This is a genomic window from Planococcus antarcticus DSM 14505 (genome assembly GCF_001687565.2).
In the GTDB taxonomy this organism is placed as follows: domain Bacteria; phylum Bacillota; class Bacilli; order Bacillales_A; family Planococcaceae; genus Planococcus; species Planococcus antarcticus.
Genome location: NZ_CP016534.2, coordinates 3,510,492 through 3,530,854, shown reverse-complemented (window position 1 = coordinate 3,530,854; position 20,363 = coordinate 3,510,492). Strand labels below are relative to the sequence as shown.

General features: G+C 44.4%; 22 protein-coding genes and 1 riboswitch. All 22 genes read left to right on the top strand.

The features are described from left to right. Positions 1-182: 182 nt before the first annotated feature. Positions 183-362, top strand: coding sequence for a DUF3934 family protein (locus tag BBH88_RS17330; RefSeq protein ID WP_040851762.1), 180 nt, complete (start codon positions 183-185; stop codon positions 360-362). Between the two features lie 732 nt (positions 363-1,094). Continuing rightward, the gene (locus BBH88_RS17325; RefSeq protein WP_006828424.1) at positions 1,095-1,871 is read left to right on the top strand and encodes a PAS domain S-box protein; all 777 of its coding nucleotides are present in this window, start codon (positions 1,095-1,097) and stop codon (positions 1,869-1,871) included. Positions 1,872-1,977: 106 nt separating this feature from the next. Then, positions 1,978-2,156, top strand: a riboswitch (cobalamin riboswitch). Positions 2,157-2,301: 145 nt separating this feature from the next. After that, entirely contained in the window at positions 2,302-2,787 is a 486-nt protein-coding gene (locus BBH88_RS17320) for an acyl-CoA thioesterase (protein ID WP_040851784.1), read from the top strand. 1 nt (position 2,788) lies between these two features. Next, the gene (locus tag BBH88_RS17315; protein WP_083387808.1) at positions 2,789-5,074 is read left to right on the top strand and encodes a ribonucleoside-diphosphate reductase subunit alpha; all 2,286 of its coding nucleotides are present in this window, start codon (positions 2,789-2,791) and stop codon (positions 5,072-5,074) included. Positions 5,075-5,086: 12 nt separating this feature from the next. After that, complete coding sequence (locus BBH88_RS17310) at positions 5,087-6,133, top strand: ribonucleotide-diphosphate reductase subunit beta (RefSeq protein WP_006828421.1); 1,047 nt, start codon at positions 5,087-5,089, stop codon at positions 6,131-6,133. After that, complete coding sequence (locus BBH88_RS17305) at positions 6,114-6,602, top strand: flavodoxin domain-containing protein (protein WP_006828420.1); 489 nt, start codon at positions 6,114-6,116, stop codon at positions 6,600-6,602. Before BBH88_RS17310 ends, BBH88_RS17305 begins: the two co-directional genes overlap by 20 nt. A gap of 31 nt (positions 6,603-6,633) precedes the next feature. Further along, entirely contained in the window at positions 6,634-6,792 is a 159-nt protein-coding gene (locus BBH88_RS19295; RefSeq protein ID WP_154669181.1) for a hypothetical protein, read from the top strand. 531 nt (positions 6,793-7,323) lie between these two features. Beyond that, positions 7,324-7,728: a DUF1259 domain-containing protein gene (locus tag BBH88_RS17295; protein WP_006828418.1), complete on the top strand. Its 405-nt coding sequence runs from the start codon at positions 7,324-7,326 to the stop codon at positions 7,726-7,728. Positions 7,729-7,757: 29 nt separating this feature from the next. Continuing rightward, positions 7,758-8,105, top strand: coding sequence for a GNAT family N-acetyltransferase (locus tag BBH88_RS17290; protein ID WP_006828417.1), 348 nt, complete (start codon positions 7,758-7,760; stop codon positions 8,103-8,105). Positions 8,106-8,247: 142 nt separating this feature from the next. Continuing rightward, on the top strand, positions 8,248-8,871 hold the full coding sequence (locus BBH88_RS17285; protein ID WP_006828416.1) for an anthranilate synthase component II: 624 nt from the start codon (positions 8,248-8,250) through the stop codon (positions 8,869-8,871). Then, the gene (pabB, locus tag BBH88_RS17280; RefSeq protein WP_006828415.1) at positions 8,846-10,606 is read left to right on the top strand and encodes an aminodeoxychorismate synthase component I; all 1,761 of its coding nucleotides are present in this window, start codon (positions 8,846-8,848) and stop codon (positions 10,604-10,606) included. Before BBH88_RS17285 ends, pabB begins: the two co-directional genes overlap by 26 nt. Before the next feature lie 76 nt (positions 10,607-10,682). Next, positions 10,683-11,372 carry a GntR family transcriptional regulator gene (locus tag BBH88_RS17275; protein ID WP_006828414.1) on the top strand — a complete coding sequence of 230 codons (690 nt, stop codon included), beginning with the start codon at positions 10,683-10,685 and terminating at the stop codon, positions 11,370-11,372. 373 nt (positions 11,373-11,745) lie between these two features. After that, entirely contained in the window at positions 11,746-12,168 is a 423-nt protein-coding gene (gene phnG, locus BBH88_RS17270) for a phosphonate C-P lyase system protein PhnG (protein WP_065536403.1), read from the top strand. A gap of 36 nt (positions 12,169-12,204) precedes the next feature. After that, positions 12,205-12,801, top strand: a complete 597-nt coding sequence (phnH, locus tag BBH88_RS17265; RefSeq protein WP_006828412.1) for a phosphonate C-P lyase system protein PhnH — start codon at positions 12,205-12,207, stop codon at positions 12,799-12,801. Further along, complete coding sequence (locus BBH88_RS17260) at positions 12,802-13,917, top strand: carbon-phosphorus lyase complex subunit PhnI (protein WP_006828411.1); 1,116 nt, start codon at positions 12,802-12,804, stop codon at positions 13,915-13,917. Then, positions 13,907-14,773 (top strand): alpha-D-ribose 1-methylphosphonate 5-phosphate C-P-lyase PhnJ, encoded by an 867-nt coding sequence (locus BBH88_RS17255; RefSeq protein WP_006828410.1) that lies wholly within the window; start codon positions 13,907-13,909, stop codon positions 14,771-14,773. The genes BBH88_RS17260 and BBH88_RS17255 overlap by 11 nt, the downstream gene beginning before the upstream one ends. Beyond that, complete coding sequence (locus tag BBH88_RS17250) at positions 14,766-15,605, top strand: ATP-binding cassette domain-containing protein (RefSeq protein WP_006828409.1); 840 nt, start codon at positions 14,766-14,768, stop codon at positions 15,603-15,605. Before BBH88_RS17255 ends, BBH88_RS17250 begins: the two co-directional genes overlap by 8 nt. Before the next feature lie 13 nt (positions 15,606-15,618). Beyond that, positions 15,619-16,800, top strand: a complete 1,182-nt coding sequence (phnM, locus tag BBH88_RS17245) for a phosphonate metabolism protein PhnM (RefSeq protein WP_006828408.1) — start codon at positions 15,619-15,621, stop codon at positions 16,798-16,800. Positions 16,801-16,824: 24 nt separating this feature from the next. Further along, complete coding sequence (gene phnL, locus BBH88_RS17240) at positions 16,825-17,550, top strand: phosphonate C-P lyase system protein PhnL (protein ID WP_006828407.1); 726 nt, start codon at positions 16,825-16,827, stop codon at positions 17,548-17,550. Then, positions 17,540-18,355, top strand: coding sequence for a PHP domain-containing protein (locus tag BBH88_RS17235; protein ID WP_040851779.1), 816 nt, complete (start codon positions 17,540-17,542; stop codon positions 18,353-18,355). Before phnL ends, BBH88_RS17235 begins: the two co-directional genes overlap by 11 nt. 103 nt (positions 18,356-18,458) lie before the next feature. Beyond that, positions 18,459-19,499: a PhnD/SsuA/transferrin family substrate-binding protein gene (locus BBH88_RS17230; protein WP_006828405.1), complete on the top strand. Its 1,041-nt coding sequence runs from the start codon at positions 18,459-18,461 to the stop codon at positions 19,497-19,499. A gap of 77 nt (positions 19,500-19,576) precedes the next feature. Further along, complete coding sequence (gene phnC / locus BBH88_RS17225; protein WP_006828404.1) at positions 19,577-20,359, top strand: phosphonate ABC transporter ATP-binding protein; 783 nt, start codon at positions 19,577-19,579, stop codon at positions 20,357-20,359. Positions 20,360-20,363: the final 4 nt, after the last annotated feature.

Genomic DNA, 20,363 nt, shown 5'->3' with positions numbered 1-20,363 from the left:
TGCGTTGTCACCGTGCAGGAACTGTATCCCTGTATTTGCGGAAAATTGGCAAGTCGGTATTCATAATGAATCAGGATTTCTAAAAAGGTCTCCTTCCCGTAAATCAGGAGAACATTTAAGTTTCACTCTAGGCCTTGATGTGATAAACTGTACTTCATCGTAGCAGTAATGGAGTGATTAGAATGAGCAAAGCGAAAGCGAAAAGCGGTACAGGTCAGGGAACTGGCAAAAAAGGATGGACCCGCTGGAAAGCCGGCGCCAATAAAGCCAAGAGTTTTAAGCCTTACACAAGCAAAAACACTAAAAAAGCCGAGGAACCTAAAACAGAAAAAGAAAAAGCTTCTGAATGGATCGATGCATAGATAGGAAAGTAGGGGTTGTCCACGTGGGCAACTTTTTTTATTCGATATTAAGTTGAGAATTCTTAAAATCTCAAAAACCCCTTTACTCTCGGAGTAAAGGGGTTTTTGAAGATCCAATTTTTTTTCGTTGAGCAGTTTTTCTAGCACGATTTCCTTATCCAGCAAGAAGCCTATTTCTTTAGAAGAATTTTGAATTAGGAAGGGAGTGAACGCTGTCAAACGGATAATATGAAACCTTGCCAAAGCAAGTGGATAAAAAAGAAGCTGATAAACAACATCACTAGACTCGTCAAAAATTAATGAAACAGCAGGCGACGGCCAAGCAAATGGAAACAGCAATGACCATTTTCCGTGAATCATTGCGGTCGATTAAGCGTTCGATAAAAATCGGGTTAGAACAAGTTGTCGGGAACCAGAGAAAAATTGAGACAAAGCAGAGACCTCAATACTGAACCAGCCCCAATGAGAGGCGTTTCTTATAAATTGTTTCATCGCGCATCTCCAATTACTGTGACGTAATGTAAGGGTATTTTTGGAAAACAGATTAAAAATATTATAAAATAACAATTTCCTTTCACAGTATATTTATACTGTTTTAAAATAGTTAAGATATAACGATAAGTAATAGAATAATTCAGCTATTTACCATAGTAGGATGAAGCATGAAAGTTTTTCTAGAAAAGTGTAAGATGAAAGGTGAGGCAGTTTCTTAGCCAGAAGGAGTGAAGGAAAATGCCGACAGTATCATCTCCGTTATTGAGCATTCCAGAAAAAGAAGAATTGTATCAGCAAATTACGGATTATTCTCATGAAACAACTATTATTCATTCAAATCAGAAGGTTTTATACATAAATCAATCAGGTGCTGATTTTTTTAAAGCTAGCAAAGCCGCAGTTGTTGGGGCGAATGTAGTAGATGTTTTTACAGAAGACTATAAAGAATTGATCACCGAGCGTATCCGCAAAGGTATGGAGGACAGAACCATTGGGGAATTGATGGATACGACTGTTAAACGTTTTGACGGGACCAGAGCTGACGTCGAATTGTACTGCTACCCGGTTCAATACGGCAATACCACTGCAATCCAATCCATCTTGCACGATGTGACTGCTAAGAAAAAAACAGAACGCGATTTACTGCAATTGAAAAACGAAGTTTCAACGCCCATCGTTCCTATTATTGACGGCTTGGCTGTTTTGCCGCTTGTGGGATCGGTTGATGGTGACCGAAGCATGCGCTTGCTTGATATCATCCCGCAGAAAATTCAGGGAGAGAATCTGCATTGTCTGATCATTGATGTTTCAGGAATCTACAATATTGATAACGTCGTTGCGGAATTCTTGTACAAGATTGACCAAATTATGCGCTTGTTGGGCATTCAGCTAATCTTCACGGGAATTCGTCCGGAATTGGCATTAAAAGCTGTAGACGTACGTGTAGACTTCAGCCAATTGAAAACTATGGGCACAGTTAAACAGGCTTTGAAACTATATTTGATGGCTAACTAAGAAGCATTTATTCTCTAATTGAAATGTCTTGTCAAAGATATAAAAGTGGTTTATAGTTTACAGATACAATACTTAGTGTTTTTTCTAAATGAAAAAACTATATATAGTGAAATTCAATAACGAAGGTGCCTGAAAAGGCTTAAAAGGGAATCCGGTGAAATCCCGGAGCTGTTCCCGCAACTGTAAGTGCTGACGAGCTATCACAATCCACTGTCCAACGGGCGGGAAGGAGATAGCAGAGGATGATGCACAAGCCAGGAGACCTGCCTTTGTTATAGTTTATGATCTTCTTCGGGAGTTGAGAAGGATAACGAAGATATTCTGCGCGGACAGTTATTTTTTGCTGTCTTTATCCGCTATTCTGCGTTTTCCAACCCATCCTCCCCGAGAGGATGGGTTTTTTTTTTACATAGAAGGAGGAATCACAATGATGACAGAACCATTAGCTGCAGGTGTAGCAAGAACCATTCAAACAAAATTAGTGCTGCCGCCTGATACCAATCATTTAGGAACCATATTCGGTGGAACTGTACTCGCGTATATTGATGAAATTGCGGCTATTACAGCGATGAGACATAGTGGAAAAGCAGTTGTAACAGCTTCGATCGACACGGTGAACTTTTTGTCTTCTGCCAAAGTGGGCGATATCTTCATTTTAGAAGGTGTTGTGATATCGACAGGAAGAACGTCGATGGAAGTGTACGTCAAAGCCGAATGTCAGCAAATCGAAACTGGCGTTAAAAATTTGACAACTACAGCCATTTTAACAATGGTAGCAGTCGACAGTGACGGCAAACCGACACCGGTAACAGGAGTCATTCCGGAAACCGCTGCCGAGAAGAAATTATTTCAAAGTGCACAAGAGCGAAAACAACGGCGCATGAAAGTGAACGAATACGCAAAGGAGTTGTGCTGATATGAATATGAAAACTGAAACAACAGAAATGGATGCAGTAGAAAAAGCGCTCAAGCGGGCAACCGAGGTTTACGGTCTAGATACGCGCGAGCTACTTGAGCAAACAGCAAAACTCGCTGAACAAGCAAAAGGCGAGCAATCCTTACTTTATGCGTTAAACCGCATCACAATGGACGAACCGGATTGGACTTACGTGGCGGCAGAGTTATACATCAGTGATTTGTATAAGAAATCAGCAAACAGCCGCAATTATTCCGCTGCTAAAAAATATGGCGACTTTTACGAGTTAATTAAAGCATTAACACAAGTTGGCATTTATTCAAAAGACCTTTTAGCTGCTTATTCGCAAGAAGAAATTGCTGAAATTGGTCAAGAAATCGACCCCGAGCGGGATTTGCTGTTTAATTACATCGGTTTGTTTTTGCTGGCAGATCGTTATTTGGCGAAGGATTACGAAGGACGATTGTTTGAACTTCCGCAAGAGCGCTTTTTAGTTATTGCCATGACGTTGATGCAAAACGAACCAAAAGAGCGCCGTTTAGAACTGGTTAAAGAAGCTTATTGGGCAATGAGCCATCTGTATATGACAGTGGCAACGCCTACTTTATCGAATGCCGGTAAAAGCTTCGGCCAATTGTCTTCTTGCTTTATCGACACCGTTGACGATTCACTAGACGGCATTTATTTAAACAACTGGGATATTGCACGTCTCAGTAAAGACGGCGGCGGCATTGGAATTTACTACGGCAAAGTACGTGCGTTGGGCTCAGACATCAAAAAATTCAAAGGCAATTCTTCAGGCGTTGTGCCGTGGATTCGCTTGCTCAACGATACAGCAGTCAGCGTCGATCAATTGGGTCAGCGCCAAGGTGCAGTTGCGATTTACTTGGACGTCTTTCATAAAGACATCATGAACGGTTTCTTAGATTTAAAAACCAATAACGGTGACGAACGCCGTAAAGCGCATGATATTTTCACTGGCGTATCGATTCCCGATTTGTTTATGGAACGTCTGCAAGAAAAAGATGCAAACGGCCGCAGTATTGGCGAGTGGCATACATTCTGTCCACACCAAGTCAAGCAAGTGATGGGTTGGAAAGACGACAACGGGACGCCGCTCGGGCTTGAAGATTATTACGATGAAAAAGACAATAGATACTTTAGCGATAAATACCAAGAAGCTGTCGACCATCCATTATTGCCGCGCAAAACTTACCGTGCAATGGAAATTATGGCGCGCATTATGGTTTCTCAGCTGGAAACCGGCACACCGTATATGTTCTACCGAGACGAAGTTAATCGCCAAAACCCGAACAAGCATACAAGAGGCCGCGGGCTAACATCGATTTATTGCAGTAATTTGTGCACAGAAATAATGCAAAATATGTCAGCTACTACGATCGTCAAAGAATATACCGATGAAGAGGGCAACCTTGTAATGGTCCGTAAGCCAGGCGATTTTGTTGTTTGCAACTTGTCATCGATTAACTTGCCGAGAGCGGTTAAGGCAGATGTTTTGGAGCGGTTAATTCCAATTCAAACACGCATGCTGGACAACGTCATCGATTTGAATACGATTTCTGTTGGGCAAGCTGAAGCAACCAATAAAAAATACCGCGCTATTGGTTTAGGTACGTTCGGATGGCACCACTTATTAGCGCTTGAAGGCATTCATTGGGAAACTGAAAAAGCTGTGGAATATGCCGATACGCTATACGAAGAAATTGCCTATCAAACAATTCGTGCTTCGATGCAATTAGCCGAAGAAAAAGGTGTGTTTAGCCAGTTTTCAGGATCTGAATGGCAAACGGGTGAATATTTTGAACGTCGCAACTACACGAGTGAACGTTGGAACAACTTAAAACAAGAAGTTGCAACGACGGGTGTTCGCAATGGCTGGATGATGGCCGTCGCACCAAACTCATCCACTGCGAAAATTGGCGGTTCAACAGACGGCATCGATCCATTATATGCCGTTGAATACGCGGAAGAGAAAAAGAACTTCAAATTTAAAGTGACAGCGCCCGACTTGGATCACAACACCTACGATTATTACCGTCGTTCGCGTCATGTGCTAGACCAAAAATGGAGCATCCGCCAAAATGCAGCACGCCAACGACACATTGATCAATCCATTAGTTTTAATTTTTATGTGCCGCATACGATTAAAGCAAAAGAGTTGTTGGAACTTCATTTAGAAGCGTGGAAGCAAAACTTGAAAACAACTTATTATGTCCGTAGTACGTCTCAAGCGGAAATTGAAGAATGCGAAGCATGCCAAAGCTAAAGGAGGATTCTTATGACCATACATGAACCGTTAACAAAGATTAAATTATTAAATCCGGAGCATCCGAACAGATCGACTGGCGTCTTGAACGGCCAGTCTTCGGGGCTATTAAACTGGAACGATATTGCGTACCCGCAAATGTATGATTTGTATCAAGCGCTGCTTGCTAACTTCTGGAAAGCACAAGAGATTAATATGCAAGATGACATTAAGCAATGGGATAGCTTGAGCGATGTCGAAAAGGATGTCTTTTTGCGTATCAACACGCAACTGGCATCACTCGACAGCTTGCAAACGCCGACGATGAGTCAGGCAATGGATTACGTGACAGATTCCAGCTTTAAAGCCATTTTTGCGGTTATTTCTCAGCAAGAAGCAGTACACACAGAATCGTATTCGTATATATTGAGTTCACTGGTATCCGTGAGCGAGCAAAACGCACGTTTCGATCAAGCAAAAAGCGATCCGGTTGTTCAAAAACGCAATGATTTAATTTTAGACGCTTACGAAGAATTCAGACAAAATCCAACGCCGCAAAACTTATTTAAGCTGAGCGTCAATTCTATTAATCTGGAAGGCATTTATTTTTATGCAGGATTTGCCTTTTTCTATCACTTGGCGCGCCAACAGAAAATGCTGAAAACCAGTACGATGATCAGCTATATTCAACGAGACGAGATGCAGCACGCGTATTTTATTGCGCAGTTTATCCGCATCATGCTGACGGAAAATCCAGAACTGCATACGGATGAAAACATTCAATACATCTACACGACAATCGACCGAGCAGTCCAGCTTGAAAAAGAATGGGCGCATTACATTTTGGCCGATATTGAAGGATTGGATTTGGTAGAATTTGAAGGCTACGTCGAGTATTTAGCCAACAAACGTCTGCGTCAGCTTGGACTGGACAATTTATACGAAGAACGCAGCAATCCGATGCCTTGGATTCAAGTGTTTGGCGATGACATGATGAACGAGACAAAATCCGATTTCTTCGAACAGAAATCAAGAACATATACCAAAGTGTCGCAGTCGAATGGCTTTGACGAATTATAGGCCAAAACGCGCAATCGTCTACACTTCTGTTACTGGCAACACAGAACAATTAGCAGAAATGTTGCAGACAGCTATGCTAAATCAAGGACTCCAGAGTATGCTATACCGGATAGAAGACTTTCCGCTGACAGCATTGACCAGTTTCGACACCCTGCTAATCGGAACGTATACATGGGGAAGCGGAGAAATTCCGGAAGAAATGCGCGACTTATACGAAGCCATCGAAAGACTCGATAGAAAAGAACTGCAGACAGCTGCTTTCGGTACCGGGGACAGTTTTTTCGCAGAGTTTTGCGGAGCGGTCGACCGTTTCCGCGACATGCTGTACATGAAGACACAGCTGGTGGCGACACTGAAAGTGGAATTGATGCCGCAGCCAAGTGATAGCAGACGCTGTGAAAAATTGGTGGAACTGATCAAGCTACAAGGAATGCAGCTGTTTTTCTCAGAAGATCAAGGGGATAGGTGACTACACATCGTTATTTTGAGGAGCATATGCCGTGAGCAAAATTATCGAAGATGTACACTGCCGTTTTTTATCCATAGGTAGGCTTGCCTCCTTCGGCAATAGAAAAGAGGATATCGGCATAAATGATACAGAGTCACAAGACGGTTCATCTGAAGAGCAGAAATATTCTGGAAAGGGAGATTCAGCTTGATCGAAATCTCTACTCCCTAAGATGAAACAAAGCTTAGTTTAAAATCGCTGAAAGGCGGTTTTTTATTTTGACTGAAAAGAGTTTTATCTGAAAAGAAAGGGTATATGGAGAAAAAGGGAATAGATTGCAACCTTATTTTCCGCCACTCTGGCTGCAAGAACAACTGGTTTTTCTCGGCGTGAATCCTTGTTGTTCAAAGGTAGATTCGGCGCTAAAGGATGCGTTTTGGTCAATTCGTTCATCGAGAGAGCAACAAAAAGAAAAAAGTTTAACTTTTCCTTCGAAAGACCATAAATCGTTTGAGAACGAAGAAACAACTTTTTCCATTTAAAAAATCTGTTTTGACTTTGTTCGTTAGATCAAAAGAATATAGAAAATGTCCATGAATTAGTTGGCTGGATGCGACAGACGATAGCGCTGTAAACAACGCCGAAAAGAATTTTTCCAATTCTTTTCGGCGTTTTTGTATGCAAAATTACTGTTTTTAACAATAATTTATAGCATTTGGGAAAAATAGAAAGGATGAGCAAGATGGAACAGTTAGAGCAAGTAGCTGAGCAAGTTGGCATACTGTTAAATTCACAAGTGGAATTGGAAGCCGGTGAGTGTTTAATCAAAAGAAAAAGAACCATTAATATTTCTTCCTATAATAAAAGTTTTACCTGTACCTTAGATCATGATATCTCCTTTAAGAATCTCAAGGATAGTGGCAAAGCTTTAAACCAAGCAGAAGTGTTTCTGCTACCAGGAGAGCTGGCTTCATTTGTAAATGCGCTTCACTGGCACCCAATTCCGTTGCCGAACACTTATCAGCACCGGATGGATATCAATCCGGATATCATTTGCGTATATTTGTCTTCAGAGGAACCACCTGAGGACTTTGCCGCCAGGCTGTCAGTCGCTTTCGACATCATTGAGCAAAGTTCTCTTGTTTGAGTAGTTGATAGAGGAAAGGGGGGAGCCCCATGCTAACTAGATACAAGCGGTCAAATGAAAAAATCGCTATGGGCCTGTTGTCATTCATGCCTAAAGAGCGGAATTTCAAACAGCTGAAAAAGACCATGGAATTGTACAACGAACAAGCAGACTGGCAGCTTTTTCTCTGGAAAGTAGGCGATAGTTACGTGGGTGCCATCGGTATTCATATAGAAGACGCTGAAAGCTTTACAGTCCATCATATTTCAGTGATTCCATCATTTCGGAGAGAAGGAATCGGCCATAAAATGGTGATGCGTGTTGAAGGGTTAATGGCTCATCGAAGAGCAAAGCCAACTGAGGAAACACAAACCTTTATGATGAAGTGCGGGGTTTAAAAATACGACTCACAGAAAAAGTCGACTGTGTTAATTCGCGGTCGGCTTTTCCTTATGGAGAAATTTCCATCTCGGCCTATTTACAGCGTATAATAAAGGCATCTGACAGATCTAACTAAAGTGAAATTAAGAGGTGTTCATCATGATCATCATTATCGATAACCAGGATTCGTTCACTTATAACCTCGTTCATTACTTTGAGCAGCTGGACGATACAGTGCTCGTTTTTCAAAATGGTGAACTTACAACAAAACAAATAGAGCATCTTATGCCGGACCTGATTGTGCTGTCACCTGGCTCAGGGCGTCCTGCTGCACATGGCGCAGGGAAGATGGTGCTGACGGAGCTGAGCGGACACATTCCCATACTCGGCGTCTGTCTCGGGCATCAAACCATTATTGAGCATTTTGGGGGACGGATTGTTAAGGGAAGCCGGCCCATGCACGGAAAAATCTCTTTGCTGACGCATGATGGCAAAGGACTATTCAAAGAGATTTCCAACCCTTCAGCTGTGACCCGCTATCATTCCTTGGTGGCGGAAGAGCCGCTGCCTGAATGCTTATCAGTGACGGCCCGTTCAGACGATGGAGCAATCATGGCTATCCGCCATCATACGCTTCCGATCGAAGGCATACAGTTTCATCCAGAATCGATTTTGACTGTGGAAGGCTTCAACATGCTAAAAAACAGTTATGAACTAGCTAAGCGGTGGAAAGAAAATAATAAGGGAGGTGCCGATCATGCCAAACCCTTACCTATTGTATGAGTTTCGGAACGAAAGTGGAGAAATTGAACCGCTTCTTTTCAGTGAACCCTTGAACGTCCTTGAAACAAATGTGCTTTCAGAAGTGCCAAAGATTATGGAGGAAATTGAGAAGGCAGTCGGCGACGGATTTTACGCTGCGGGCTACGTTTCTTATGAAGCAGCTCCAGCTTTTCATCCCGAAATGCGCGTGCATTCACAAGGAGAAATGCCACTCCTTTGGTTCGGTATTTTCAATGGGCCACAAAAAAATCCGCCTGTTTTTGAAGGACAAAAATCATACACTGTTTCAGAATGGGAAATGGCGAGTTCTGTAGATCAGTACAAAAACGGAATTCAGCAGATCAAACAGGCAATTGAAGAAGGTGATACTTACCAAGTAAATTACACCGAGCGCCTATTTGCAGAATTCACAGGAAGCGACTTGGCGTTTTACCGTCAACTTGCGAGAAACCAGCAAGCCGATTATGGTGCCTATTTGAATCTAGGTAGGTTCCGTGTATTGTCAGCATCTCCAGAACTGTTCTTTAAAGTCCACAATGGCGAATTGACAGCCAAGCCGATGAAAGGCACTGCACCAAGAGGAACCACAACGCAAGAAGACGAAGAACATATTAAGGCGCTACTAAGTTCTGAGAAAGAACGGGCTGAAAACCTGATGATTGTCGATTTGCTCAGGAACGATATGAGTCGATTAGCCAAACGGGGAACGGTCAAAGCGAATCCTTTGTTTACGGTAGAAACGTATCCGACAGTTCATCAGTTGACGTCGACAGTCAAAGCGGAGCTAGCTGAAAGAACGACTATCTTAAACTGGTTTCAGGCATTATTTCCATGCGGATCGATTACAGGTGCACCTAAAATTAGCACCATGAAATATATAGCTGCTTTGGAACAAACACCAAGGGAAGTGTATTGCGGAGCCATAGGCTTTATCACTCCTGAAAAAAACGCGATCTTTAACGTACCCATCCGGACGGTTGTCATTGATCGGGAAAAAGACATGGCACGTTATGGTGTAGGTGGCGGTATCACTTGGGATTCAACTTCTGAAGGAGAATATAGAGAGTTGCAGACAAAAGCAGAAGTGCTGACTGCCAAACGGCCGGTGTTCAGTCTGCTGGAATCCTTGAAACTGGAGGATGGGAAATATCCATTGCTTCAGTATCATTTGGCGCGTCTTAAAGATTCTTCAAGCTATTTTCATTTCCCGGGAAATATTCAGCAAATCGAAAGAGAGTTGATAAAAATCTCAGAAAAATATCCGACCGGTGTCTACAAAATTCGGTTGCTGTTGGACATAAAAGGTCAAACAGAACTGCAGGTACAAGAGGTGATTTCTGTGGAAGAGCCGATAAAATGCTCACTAGCGCTTTCAACTGTAGACAGTAAAGATCCATTTTTATTCCACAAAACCACCCATCGAAAAGTATATGAAGAAGCTAGTGGAAAACTGCGTGAGGGTATATTTTCTACTTTATTATGGAATGAAAAACAGCAAATTACAGAGTTTACCATTGGTAATGTAGTGCTTGAAAAAAACGGTAAATTTTTCACGCCTCCAGTTTCCTGCGGCTTGCTCGCTGGTACGTTTAGGCAGCAGTTGTTGGACCAGCAGCTTATCGAAGAAAAAATTATCTATAAAGAAGAACTTGAGGACTGTGACGCTATTTGGCTAATCAATGGCGTGCGAGGCTGGCTATCCGTGGAACTAATGAGCAACGTAGAAATAAGTTGAACCAACAACCGGGCAATGAGTGGAGTGCGATGGAAAAGGAGGTCTTGTTATTTCATTTGACAAGGAAATGCGAATTTTGGATGAGTTGATGGAGAAAATTGAATCAAAGCAATTTTCAGCAGGCGAGAAGCTGCCTTCAGAAAATGAACTGGCGGATTGCTACAGAGTGCCGCGCATGACAGTGCGAGCGGCGTTGACGAAGCTGGAGGAGCGGGGCTACATTTATTCGAAGCAAGGCAAGGGAAGATTTTTAAAAGAAGAGTCCATACCGATCCAACTGCATTTAACCGGGAAAGTCAGCTTTACTGAAAAGATGGAACAGGCAGGCTACGATTTAGAAACACGCCTCATCAGCTGTGAAAAAATTAGTTATGAAGAAAAAATCTACAAACTGCTAGAGTGTGAGCGAGAGGATAAGGTTTATAAGGTTTCCAGAATCCGAATTATCGACGGGCAAACGATGGCTATCCACAATTCTTTTGTGAGCGAGAAGATGTTTCCTGAAATTGAAAAAGAAGGAGTCTGCATCAGCTCGATGTTCGCTTATTACCGGAAGCACGGGCACACCGAATTTGCTAGCAGCAAAACCATGCTTGGCATCTCCTTTCCGACGTCAACAGAACAGCAGCTTTTGCATTGTCAAAGTATGGTCCCCCTTATTATGGTGGAAAGTGACTGCGTCGACGCAGCGACAGGAGATGTTCTGGAGCACACAAGAATCCTATACCGCAGCGATAAATTCAAATACGACATCACCATGGATTAGGTGAACAGGCAAAGGAGAGTTTCTCCTTTGCCTGTTTTTTATGCTTAAGAAGTTTTGAGTTTTTCATTTTAGTGTTCAGACTCCAGCGCCCAGGTTCAAGGGTCACAAGCCACTCCAATGGCTAGTTCTTTGGGATGTAAGCTGATCCGGTGTCCAGTTGCAATTGTCTAGCTCTTCGGGTCATAAGTATACCCAACTGTGTGGTAAGGAGCGCCACACTGCAGATCTTCCTTATGTTTGCCAGAGCTGGACAGGCACTTCCACTTTTTGTGCTGTCATTGTGAAGCGGCTTTACATAAGCTTTACGAGAGTTTAAAACATAGCCACTTGGCGACAAGTTACGATGAACTTACAGAAGAGGAGGCAGTGAATTATGAAGAGACGCAAAAGAACTGAAATTCTCATTCAAGGAGACGGGCGTTTGGCAAAGAATTTGGCAGCCGGCATCGCAGAGAAATACGAATGCCGTGAAATCACTGCGCCGGAGCAAGGAATGGTTATGGTCAAAATGAGAGAATCAGCAAAAAATTCCTTATTTTATATAGGAGAAGTCCTGATAACGGTAGTGAAAGTGGAGGTAGCAGGGAAAATCGGAACTGGCTTGCTGGTGGGTATGGACGAACAACGAGCCATGCATTTGGCAATCATTGACGCCGCCTATAAAGCCCAGTTGCCTGAGACAGCTGAATGGGAACCTCAGCTTTTGGAGGAAGAACAGCAGATCAGTATAGCCAAAGCGCAGCAGCAAGCGGAGCTTTTCGAGACAAAAGTCAGCTTTGAAACGATGGAAGTCTAAGAGAACAAACTAAACTAAACGATCAGGAGAGATTATATGGCGATTGATCAAATACACGACTTGCAGCAGGTTTATCGGAAACTATTAAATAGTATGTCACGGCCAGGAACCATTTCGTTGATTGAACAAGAGACCGAAAGAGTGGATGTGGATTTCGGCTGTGCCAACGCTCTGATGTTAAGTGCGATGGTGCTGCTGGATGCAGAAGTCACTTTTCATGTCCTGTCGGAAAACCGGCGGGATCTGATTGAGAAAATTTCGGAATACACTTCAGCCCGTTTTGCTCCTTTGCAGGAAGCCGATTTCATCATTGTTCTGCAGAAAGACGAAGAATCGGAAATTTTAGCGGCAATGGCACAATGCAAAATCGGCAGCTTGATCGATCCGCAGCAATCTGCAACCTGGATAATTGAAACTACGGTTTTATCGAATAGTGGCGCATTGCTGCTGACAGGACCGGGGATCGAAACAGAAGCCCAGTTGTCGACGGGGCAATCGATCCGATTTTGGCAAGCCAGAGACAGCCGCATCAAGGAACATCCAATGGGCCTCGATATGATTTTTGCGGATGGCTCTTCTCAGATCGCTTGTCTACCGAGAACAGTTTCAGCAATTCCGATGGAGGTGGAGTAAATGGGCTATGTTCCTGTTAAAGGTGGAACTCAGGCTATTGCGGCTTCGATCAAACGCCTGACTTATGAACGGCTAAAAGGCGAAGAAATTTTAGAGATTAACACAATCTTAGCGACGATGGGCAGCATGGTGGATCAGGTGATGTCGGAAAGTAGTCTATATTCACCGGAACTTGCGGCTTTGGCCATCAAGCAAGGAGAAGGCAGTATGGAAGAAGCTGTGTTCCTGATGCGCGCGCATCGCTCCACTTTGCCGCGCCATTACTACAGCGAGGCAGTCGAAGCGGAAACGATGTTGGTCGAACGGCGGATATCGGCAAGCTTTAAGGATATTCCAGGTGGCCAGTTATTAGGTGCCACTTATGATTACACACACCGGTTGCTGGATTTCAGGTTATTGGAAGAAAGCGCGGAAACCAATCGGGGGTGGCTGCAGGATTATCAAGACAGCCTGCCGATGATTCAAGCAGGACAGGAAGTGGTCTATTTTCCGAAAGTCGTCGACTATCTGCGGCAGGAAGGCTTATTTGAGACATACCAACCAGACAATACACGCCCAACCGATGTCACCAAGCAAAGTCTGCAGTTTCCGACAACAAGAAGCGCCCGGCTGCAGGTGTTGACACGTGGCCAAACAGGCGCGGTCACATCATTTGGTTACGCGTCTCTGCGGGGATATGGTCAAGTCCATCCGACTGTAGGTGAAGTCCGTGTTGGTAAAATGCCGATTTACACAGTGCAACCGAACGAAATGGATCAGGAGCCGGAAGATCAGTTCTATATCGGCGAAATCCGGATAACGGAAGTGGAATCGTTTGTACCGGTAACCGTAAAAAATGACGAAAACGAAGACGAATTGGAGTTTGAAATCGGCTACGGCGTCTGCTACGGAAAAAATGAAACAAAAGCGATCGCGATGAGCATCCTGGATCAATGCTTGGAACATCCGAATTCGAATTTTCCGACTCATGACGAAGAATTTGTCTTATTGCATATCGATTCAGTGGAGTCCACAGGTTTTATTTCCCATTTGAAACTCCCGCATTATGTCACCTTCCAGTCGAAGCTAGACAGTATCCGTCAAGTAAAGAAAGGGGTGCAGAAAGTTGAGAGCTAATATGCATTTTGCATTTTTTGATGAAGGATCCAAAAAAGAGATTCGGCGGGCTACGCTGAAAGCTGTCGCTATTCCGGGCTACCAGGTACCCTTCGCTTCACGGGAAATGCCGATTGCACGCGGTTGGGGAACAGGCGGCTTGCAGTTAACCTTGTCTTTAATCGGCAAAATGGACGTGCTGAAAGTCATCGACCAAGGCGCCGATGAATCGGTCAATGCGGTCAGTATCAAAAAGTTGGTTCAGGAAACAACAGGGGTTCAAATTACTGATCAAACCAAAGATGCGGATCTTATTCAGTCACGCCATCGCATCCCTGAAACACCGCTGACCAAAGACCAAATCCTGGTTCTTCAAGTGCCGATGCCTGAACCTCTGCGTCCTGTCGAAGCACGCGAATATATGACCAAACGCATGCACTCTGAAGACGACTACAGCGGTGCCTGGCTGATGCTGTTCGAGCAGATTGTCAAATACGGTAGAACAGCAACAGCCGCGGATCATCCGGTTTATGTCAACGGCCGCTATGTAATGGCGCCGAGCCCGATTCCGCGCTTTGATAATCCCAAAATGCATCTGTCAGAAGCACTGATTTTACTCGGTGCAGGACGCGAGAAGAAAATCTATGCCGTCCCGCCCTATACAACTGTAGAATCTTTGGCTTTTGAAGATTACCCGTTTGCTGTTGAATCATTTGAAGGCCAGGAATGCCAGTTATGCGGATCAGCTCACGTCTTTCTTGATGAAGTGATTGACCAGAAAACGGGGAAAACCGTTTATCAATGCAACGATACCAGTTATTGCATGGAGCAATTGAACAGCAGAGAGAAAGCTGAGGTGGAGAGCAACTATGCATGAAGAACCGATTTTGAAAGTTCGTAACTTGCGAAAACAATTTGGGCCCGGGTGTTCTTATTGTGACAATTTGGATTCTGATCGATTGGAGAAAAACTACTGCACGGTATGCAGCACAGTCTATGCCGTCCGCGATGTGTCACTCGATCTATATCCTGGTGAAATTCTGGGGATTGTCGGGGAAAGCGGCAGCGGCAAGTCCACATTGATGCAATGCTTGTACTTCGACACTGACGTTGCGTCAGGAGAAGCATATATCCATACACCTGCTCTGGCGGGTATCAATGTCTTTAAATTGTCTTCCCAGCAAAAGCGTTCGATCCGTAACCACGATTATGGAATGGTTTATCAAAATCCAGTGCATGGCTTGAAAATGAATTTTTCCTCTGTGGGAAATATTGCGGAAAAACTCATTGCGGCGGGCAACCGGAATGTTGGAGATATGGAAGCGACAAGCAAAAGACTGCTGGAAAATGTCCATATCCCGCTGCATCGCATGAAAGAAGAACCACGCAATTTTTCAGGCGGTATGCAGCAGCGCGTCCAGATAGCTAAGGCATTATCGAATAATCCGCCCATTCTGTTTCTAGACGAAGTGACAACTGGACTCGATTTGTCGGTTCAGGCCAATGTCTTGGACCTGATCAAAAAAATTCAGCGTGAGCTTGGCATCAGCATGGTAGTGGTATCGCATGATTTGGCGGTTATCCGCATGCTGGCTGACCGGACCATTGTCATGTTGAATGGTGAAATCATCGAACAGGGCTTGACCGATCAAGTATTAGAAGACCCACAACATGCGTATACGCAACAACTTGTGTACTCATTACTCTAGGAGGATCGATATTTTGTATATTATCCATAATGGCAAAATCGTAACCGAGCAATCGATAGCAGAAGGATTCGCGGTCGTAGTGGAACAGGAGACCATTCAGGCAATCATCCCGCAAGAGCAGGTAGCGGATTATCCTGATGCTCAGCTAATCGACGCCAACGGGGGCTATATCTCTCCAGGCTTTATCGACATTCATTCCGATTACATCGAAACCATCGCTTCTCCGCGTCCGACCAGCATGATGGACTTCGACATCAGTTTGCGTGAAGCGGAAAAGATCCTTATCAGCCATGGCATCACGACGATGTTCCATTCGCTGTCATTCTACAAAGAAGATGTTTTCTCACATAAGCCAATGCGCAATCCTCACAATATCCAACGCATGGTGGATGCTATCGAAGCGACACATAACCGTCTGCATTTAATTCGCCATCGTCTGCATGCCCGTTTTGAAATCGATAATATCGGGGAAGTGGATCAATTGGTGAAAAATATCGAAGACGATAAAGTGCATCTATTGTCATTCATGGACCACACACCGGGACAAGGCCAATACCGTAACTTGGAAGTATACCGCGAGACTTTAAAAGGCTACCGGGAAATTTCCGATGACGACGTCAATATCCTCATTGCGGAGCGGCAAAGCACCGAGTGCCTAGCAGCAGAAAAAATCAAAGAAGTGGCGGATATTGCGCTGGCCAAAGGAATCGCTGTCGCTTCCCACGACGACGATGACGTTAAGAAGCTGGATTTGGTGAAAAGCTTCGGCACCACCATCAGCGAGTTTCCGATTACGCTTGAAGTCGCCATCAAAGCCAAAGAGCTGGGCATTCACACCATCGCTGGAGCTCCCAATGTGATGCTTGGCGGTTCACATTCCGGCAACCTGTCAGCTGCGGAAGCGATCAGCAATGGCTGCATGGACATCCTGTGCAGTGACTATTACCCGCCTGCTTTGCTGCACGCTGTCTTTGATCTGCATGAGAAATACGGCAATGACTTGCATGCGATGTTCATGATGGTCACCTTAAACCCGGCAAAAGCAGTAAAGCTGGATGACGAACTGGGTTCAATTAAACCAGGGAAAAGAGCCGATCTCCTAGTGATTGAACGCATGGATGATGGCTATCCGATGCTGACAGCAACAATGGTCAATGGGGCGTTGATTACCACGACGAATTACCGTATAAAATAGCATTCAACGGAAGGAGGCAATATGATGACGATGTTGGAAATAGTGGATTTCGAGAAACGCTTCACCATCCATCATTTAAACAAAATCATGCCCGCCATAAAAGATATCAGTTTTTCTTTGGAAACAGGTGAATTTATTGGCATCATCGGAAAAAGTGGGAGTGGCAAATCGACCATCTTGAAAAGCATCTACCGCACGTATTTACCGGATCAAGGGAAGATTCTGTACGATTCTACAGCTTTTGGAGTGGTGGACCTAGCACATATCACGGAGCGACAAATGCTGCACATGCGGAAATACGAAATCGGCTATGTTTCCCAGTTTTTAAATGTCATGCCGCGGACGACCTGCCGCCAATTGGTCACCAATGCCTTATTGGAAATGGGTTCGACGGAGGCAATAGCCAGCGAGGAAGCTGAAAAAGCGCTGGCTCATTTTGAAATCAATCCGAAGCTTTGGGACAGTTACCCTAATACGTTTTCAGGGGGTGAAAAACTGCGGTTGAACATCGCGATGGCGACCGTTAAACAACCGCGTTTGTTGCTGCTGGATGAACCGACCGCCAGCCTCGATCAGCAATCGAAAATGAAGGTTCGTGAAATTATTGAAAAACTGAAGCTCAACGGCACAACCCTGGTCGGAATTTTTCATGACATTGAATTCATGGAAGGACTTTGCGATAAAGTCTACGACATGCAAACGAGAAAGCTGACCGTTGGCGAAAAAGTGGGTGTGGGCGCTGAAAGCTGATTTGCATGTCCACAGTCACTATTCAGATGGAGCAGATTCGGTGGAAAATGTCATCAAAAAAGCGAAAAAAGCGGGTGTAACAGCCATAAGTTTTGTCGACCATGACACCGTATCAGGCTGGCCGGAGCAACGGCGTATCGCTGAAGTTTATGGTATTCAGGCGATACCCGGAATTGAAATTTCGGCTTATGATTTCAAGCGGCAGCGAAAAGTGCATATCCTAGGTTATCACTTTACTCCGGAAGCATCAGCAATCACCAACCTATGCAACGGCTTGCTGGAACTTCGCCAAAGCCTTTCGCTATGGCAAGTAGAGCGGATTAGAGAAGCTGGATTTCACGTGGATACCGAAGCGGTCATAGAGTCGGCTAAACCTTCAGCCACTGTCTACAAACAGCATATTATGAAGCAATTGATAGATGCCCCTTACACATCCAAAGAATATAAATTTCTTTATAAAAGCCTGTTCAAAGGGACGGGGGTCGCAGCTGGCGACATTGAGTATGCCGCTGCTACGGATGCTGTCCGGGCCATTGTCTCTGATGGGGGCCTGGCCGTTGTGGCACATCCTGGACAGCTCGATTCCTTTGATCTGATACCCGAGTTGCTTGAAGCAGGTCTTGGCGGAATCGAACGCAATCATTTCGATCATTCATCGGAAGACCACCGGAAAGTGGAGGAGCTCGCACAGCGATATGGCCTGGTGATGACCGGCGGCAGCGACTATCACGGAGCTTTCGGCACAGCTATAGCGCCTGGAGACATCATCAGCCCGGAAGATGTATACATCGTTAAAAAACTATAAAGTTCTTGTAAATTTCAGTGTTTTGCTGTGGAATTGTGTTGTAATGTAACAGACAAAGCAGGATTGCCTGCTCATTCCAGATAGACAAAAAGGAGAATCGACCATGAAAAAGAAAAATTCGGCAATGGCAATGTTAGTGGGAGCGGCTTTATTGTTATCGGCATGTTCGGAAGGCAACGCGGAAGCGGGTAAGGCAGAAGTGGATGATGTGATCAAAGTGGTTTGGTATCCGAATGAATCAGGATCGGATATGACTTCTTCCCGTGATGAAATCGGGGCGGCTATCGAACAAGCTACCGGTAAAGAAGTAGAGCACCAATTGACAACTGATTATGCTATAGCAATAGAGACACTGGTTAATAATAATGCGGATTTGGCATTTATGGGAGCACAAGGCTATATTGAAGCGAAAAACGGCAACGATGCAATTGAACCACTGGTCGTACCGACAGGAGAATCTGGCACACTCGATGATGCGATCTACCACAGCTGGCTGGCAGTCAATGTCGATGATCAAGAAAAATTTAAAGTAGACGGAGAGTTTTCACTGGATACATTGGAACAGAAGAAAATGTCCTTTGTGTCAAATAGTTCCACATCTGGTTTTGTCGTTCCTTCTTCAATCATTATCAGCCATTTCGCTGAGCAATCAGGCTATGAGGATCTGGTTGCGGAAGATTTGATGGAAGGCGGTCCGTTGTTCTCACAAGTCCTTTTTGGAAACTCTCACCAAGGATCAGCTGTGAACTTACTGAATGATAGCGCGGAAGTAGCAGCATTCTGTGACACATGCGTTGGAAACTATGTGGAAGTCACCGAAGGCGAAGCCAATGAAGTCGGTTCAATCTATAAAGTCAAAGACGATGCGGCTGAACCGTTTAATACAGTAACAGGCAGCGAATTTGCCTTGATGGGTGTTACACCTGTCTTGAATGCACCGTTCGTCGCCAACATGGAAGTGCTTGGCCAAGAAGATTATGATGCCTTGAAAGAATTATTCGTTTCAGATGAAATCGCGAACAACGAAAAAATCTTTGTACCAGAAGATTCGGGAGAATCTGGTTTATTCTTCAAATCAGCAGATGAGCGTTTTGCACCAGTTGAAGATGCATGGTTCGATCCAATCCGTGAATTATCTAAGTAGTAACCGAAAGACAGCGGCGCACTCCTTCACCGGGAATGTGCGGTCTGACAAATTACGGCGAAAAGGAGACGATGAACATGTCTTTACTACAAATCAAAGATCTTGGAAAGTCCTATAATTCGGATGCGAAAGTATTGCAGGGGTTGAATTTTGAAGTGGAATCCGGTGAATTTCTTACCATAATCGGACCTTCGGGAGCCGGAAAATCAACACTTCTCCGGTGCATCAATCGAATGGTCGAAATTGATGAAGGAAAGATCATTTTTGATGGGCAGGATGTTGGCGAATTGAATAAGAAAAAACTACGGAAACTGCGCACAAATATCGGAATGATTTTTCAACATTACAATCTAGTGCCGCGCTTATCAGTCATTGAGAACGTGCTGCATGGCCGTTTTGGCTATAAAACGACGATTCAAGGGATTTTGGGTCGCTTTACGGAAGAAGAAAAAGAGCATGCCTTTTACCTGTTGAAAAAGTTGGGCATCGAAGAGCATGCCTATAAACGCTGCGACCAGTTGAGCGGCGGGCAGCAGCAACGCGTTGGCATCGCGCGTTCACTGATCCAGGAACCGAAAATCGTCTTATGCGACGAACCGATTGCATCGCTCGATCCCAATGCTTCAAAAGTCATCATGGACCATTTGAAGTCAATTACTCAAGAGCTTGGCATCACGTGTATCGTCAACCTCCACCAAGTAGAGATTGCCAAAAGCTACTCTGATCGGATCATCGGGTTGAATAAAGGCGGTATCGTCTTTGACGGACCGAGTTACCGGCTTCACCGAAGCCATACAGACCTTATTTATGGCACGCAGACACAGACACCCCTTGAAATTAGGGAATTGATCACGGTCTAAGGAG

Excerpts from the sequence above, each read along its gene's own strand:
- BBH88_RS17330 (WP_040851762.1), top strand. The coding sequence starts at position 183 with ATGAGCAAAGCGAAAGCGAAAAGCGGTACAGGTCAGGGAACTGGCAAA.
- BBH88_RS17325 (WP_006828424.1), top strand. The coding sequence starts at position 1,095 with ATGCCGACAGTATCATCTCCGTTATTGAGCATTCCAGAAAAAGAAGAA.
- BBH88_RS17320 (WP_040851784.1), top strand. The coding sequence starts at position 2,302 with ATGACAGAACCATTAGCTGCAGGTGTAGCAAGAACCATTCAAACAAAA.
- BBH88_RS17315 (WP_083387808.1), top strand. The coding sequence starts at position 2,789 with ATGAATATGAAAACTGAAACAACAGAAATGGATGCAGTAGAAAAAGCG.
- BBH88_RS17310 (WP_006828421.1), top strand. The coding sequence starts at position 5,087 with ATGACCATACATGAACCGTTAACAAAGATTAAATTATTAAATCCGGAG.
- BBH88_RS17305 (WP_006828420.1), top strand. The coding sequence starts at position 6,114 with ATGGCTTTGACGAATTATAGGCCAAAACGCGCAATCGTCTACACTTCT.
- BBH88_RS17295 (WP_006828418.1), top strand. The coding sequence starts at position 7,324 with ATGGAACAGTTAGAGCAAGTAGCTGAGCAAGTTGGCATACTGTTAAAT.
- BBH88_RS17290 (WP_006828417.1), top strand. The coding sequence starts at position 7,758 with ATGCTAACTAGATACAAGCGGTCAAATGAAAAAATCGCTATGGGCCTG.
- BBH88_RS17285 (WP_006828416.1), top strand. The coding sequence starts at position 8,248 with ATGATCATCATTATCGATAACCAGGATTCGTTCACTTATAACCTCGTT.
- pabB (WP_006828415.1), top strand. The coding sequence starts at position 8,846 with ATGCCAAACCCTTACCTATTGTATGAGTTTCGGAACGAAAGTGGAGAA.
- phnG (WP_065536403.1), top strand. The coding sequence starts at position 11,746 with ATGAAGAGACGCAAAAGAACTGAAATTCTCATTCAAGGAGACGGGCGT.
- phnH (WP_006828412.1), top strand. The coding sequence starts at position 12,205 with ATGGCGATTGATCAAATACACGACTTGCAGCAGGTTTATCGGAAACTA.
- BBH88_RS17260 (WP_006828411.1), top strand. The coding sequence starts at position 12,802 with ATGGGCTATGTTCCTGTTAAAGGTGGAACTCAGGCTATTGCGGCTTCG.
- BBH88_RS17250 (WP_006828409.1), top strand. The coding sequence starts at position 14,766 with ATGCATGAAGAACCGATTTTGAAAGTTCGTAACTTGCGAAAACAATTT.
- phnL (WP_006828407.1), top strand. The coding sequence starts at position 16,825 with ATGACGATGTTGGAAATAGTGGATTTCGAGAAACGCTTCACCATCCAT.
- BBH88_RS17230 (WP_006828405.1), top strand. The coding sequence starts at position 18,459 with ATGAAAAAGAAAAATTCGGCAATGGCAATGTTAGTGGGAGCGGCTTTA.
- phnC (WP_006828404.1), top strand. The coding sequence starts at position 19,577 with ATGTCTTTACTACAAATCAAAGATCTTGGAAAGTCCTATAATTCGGAT.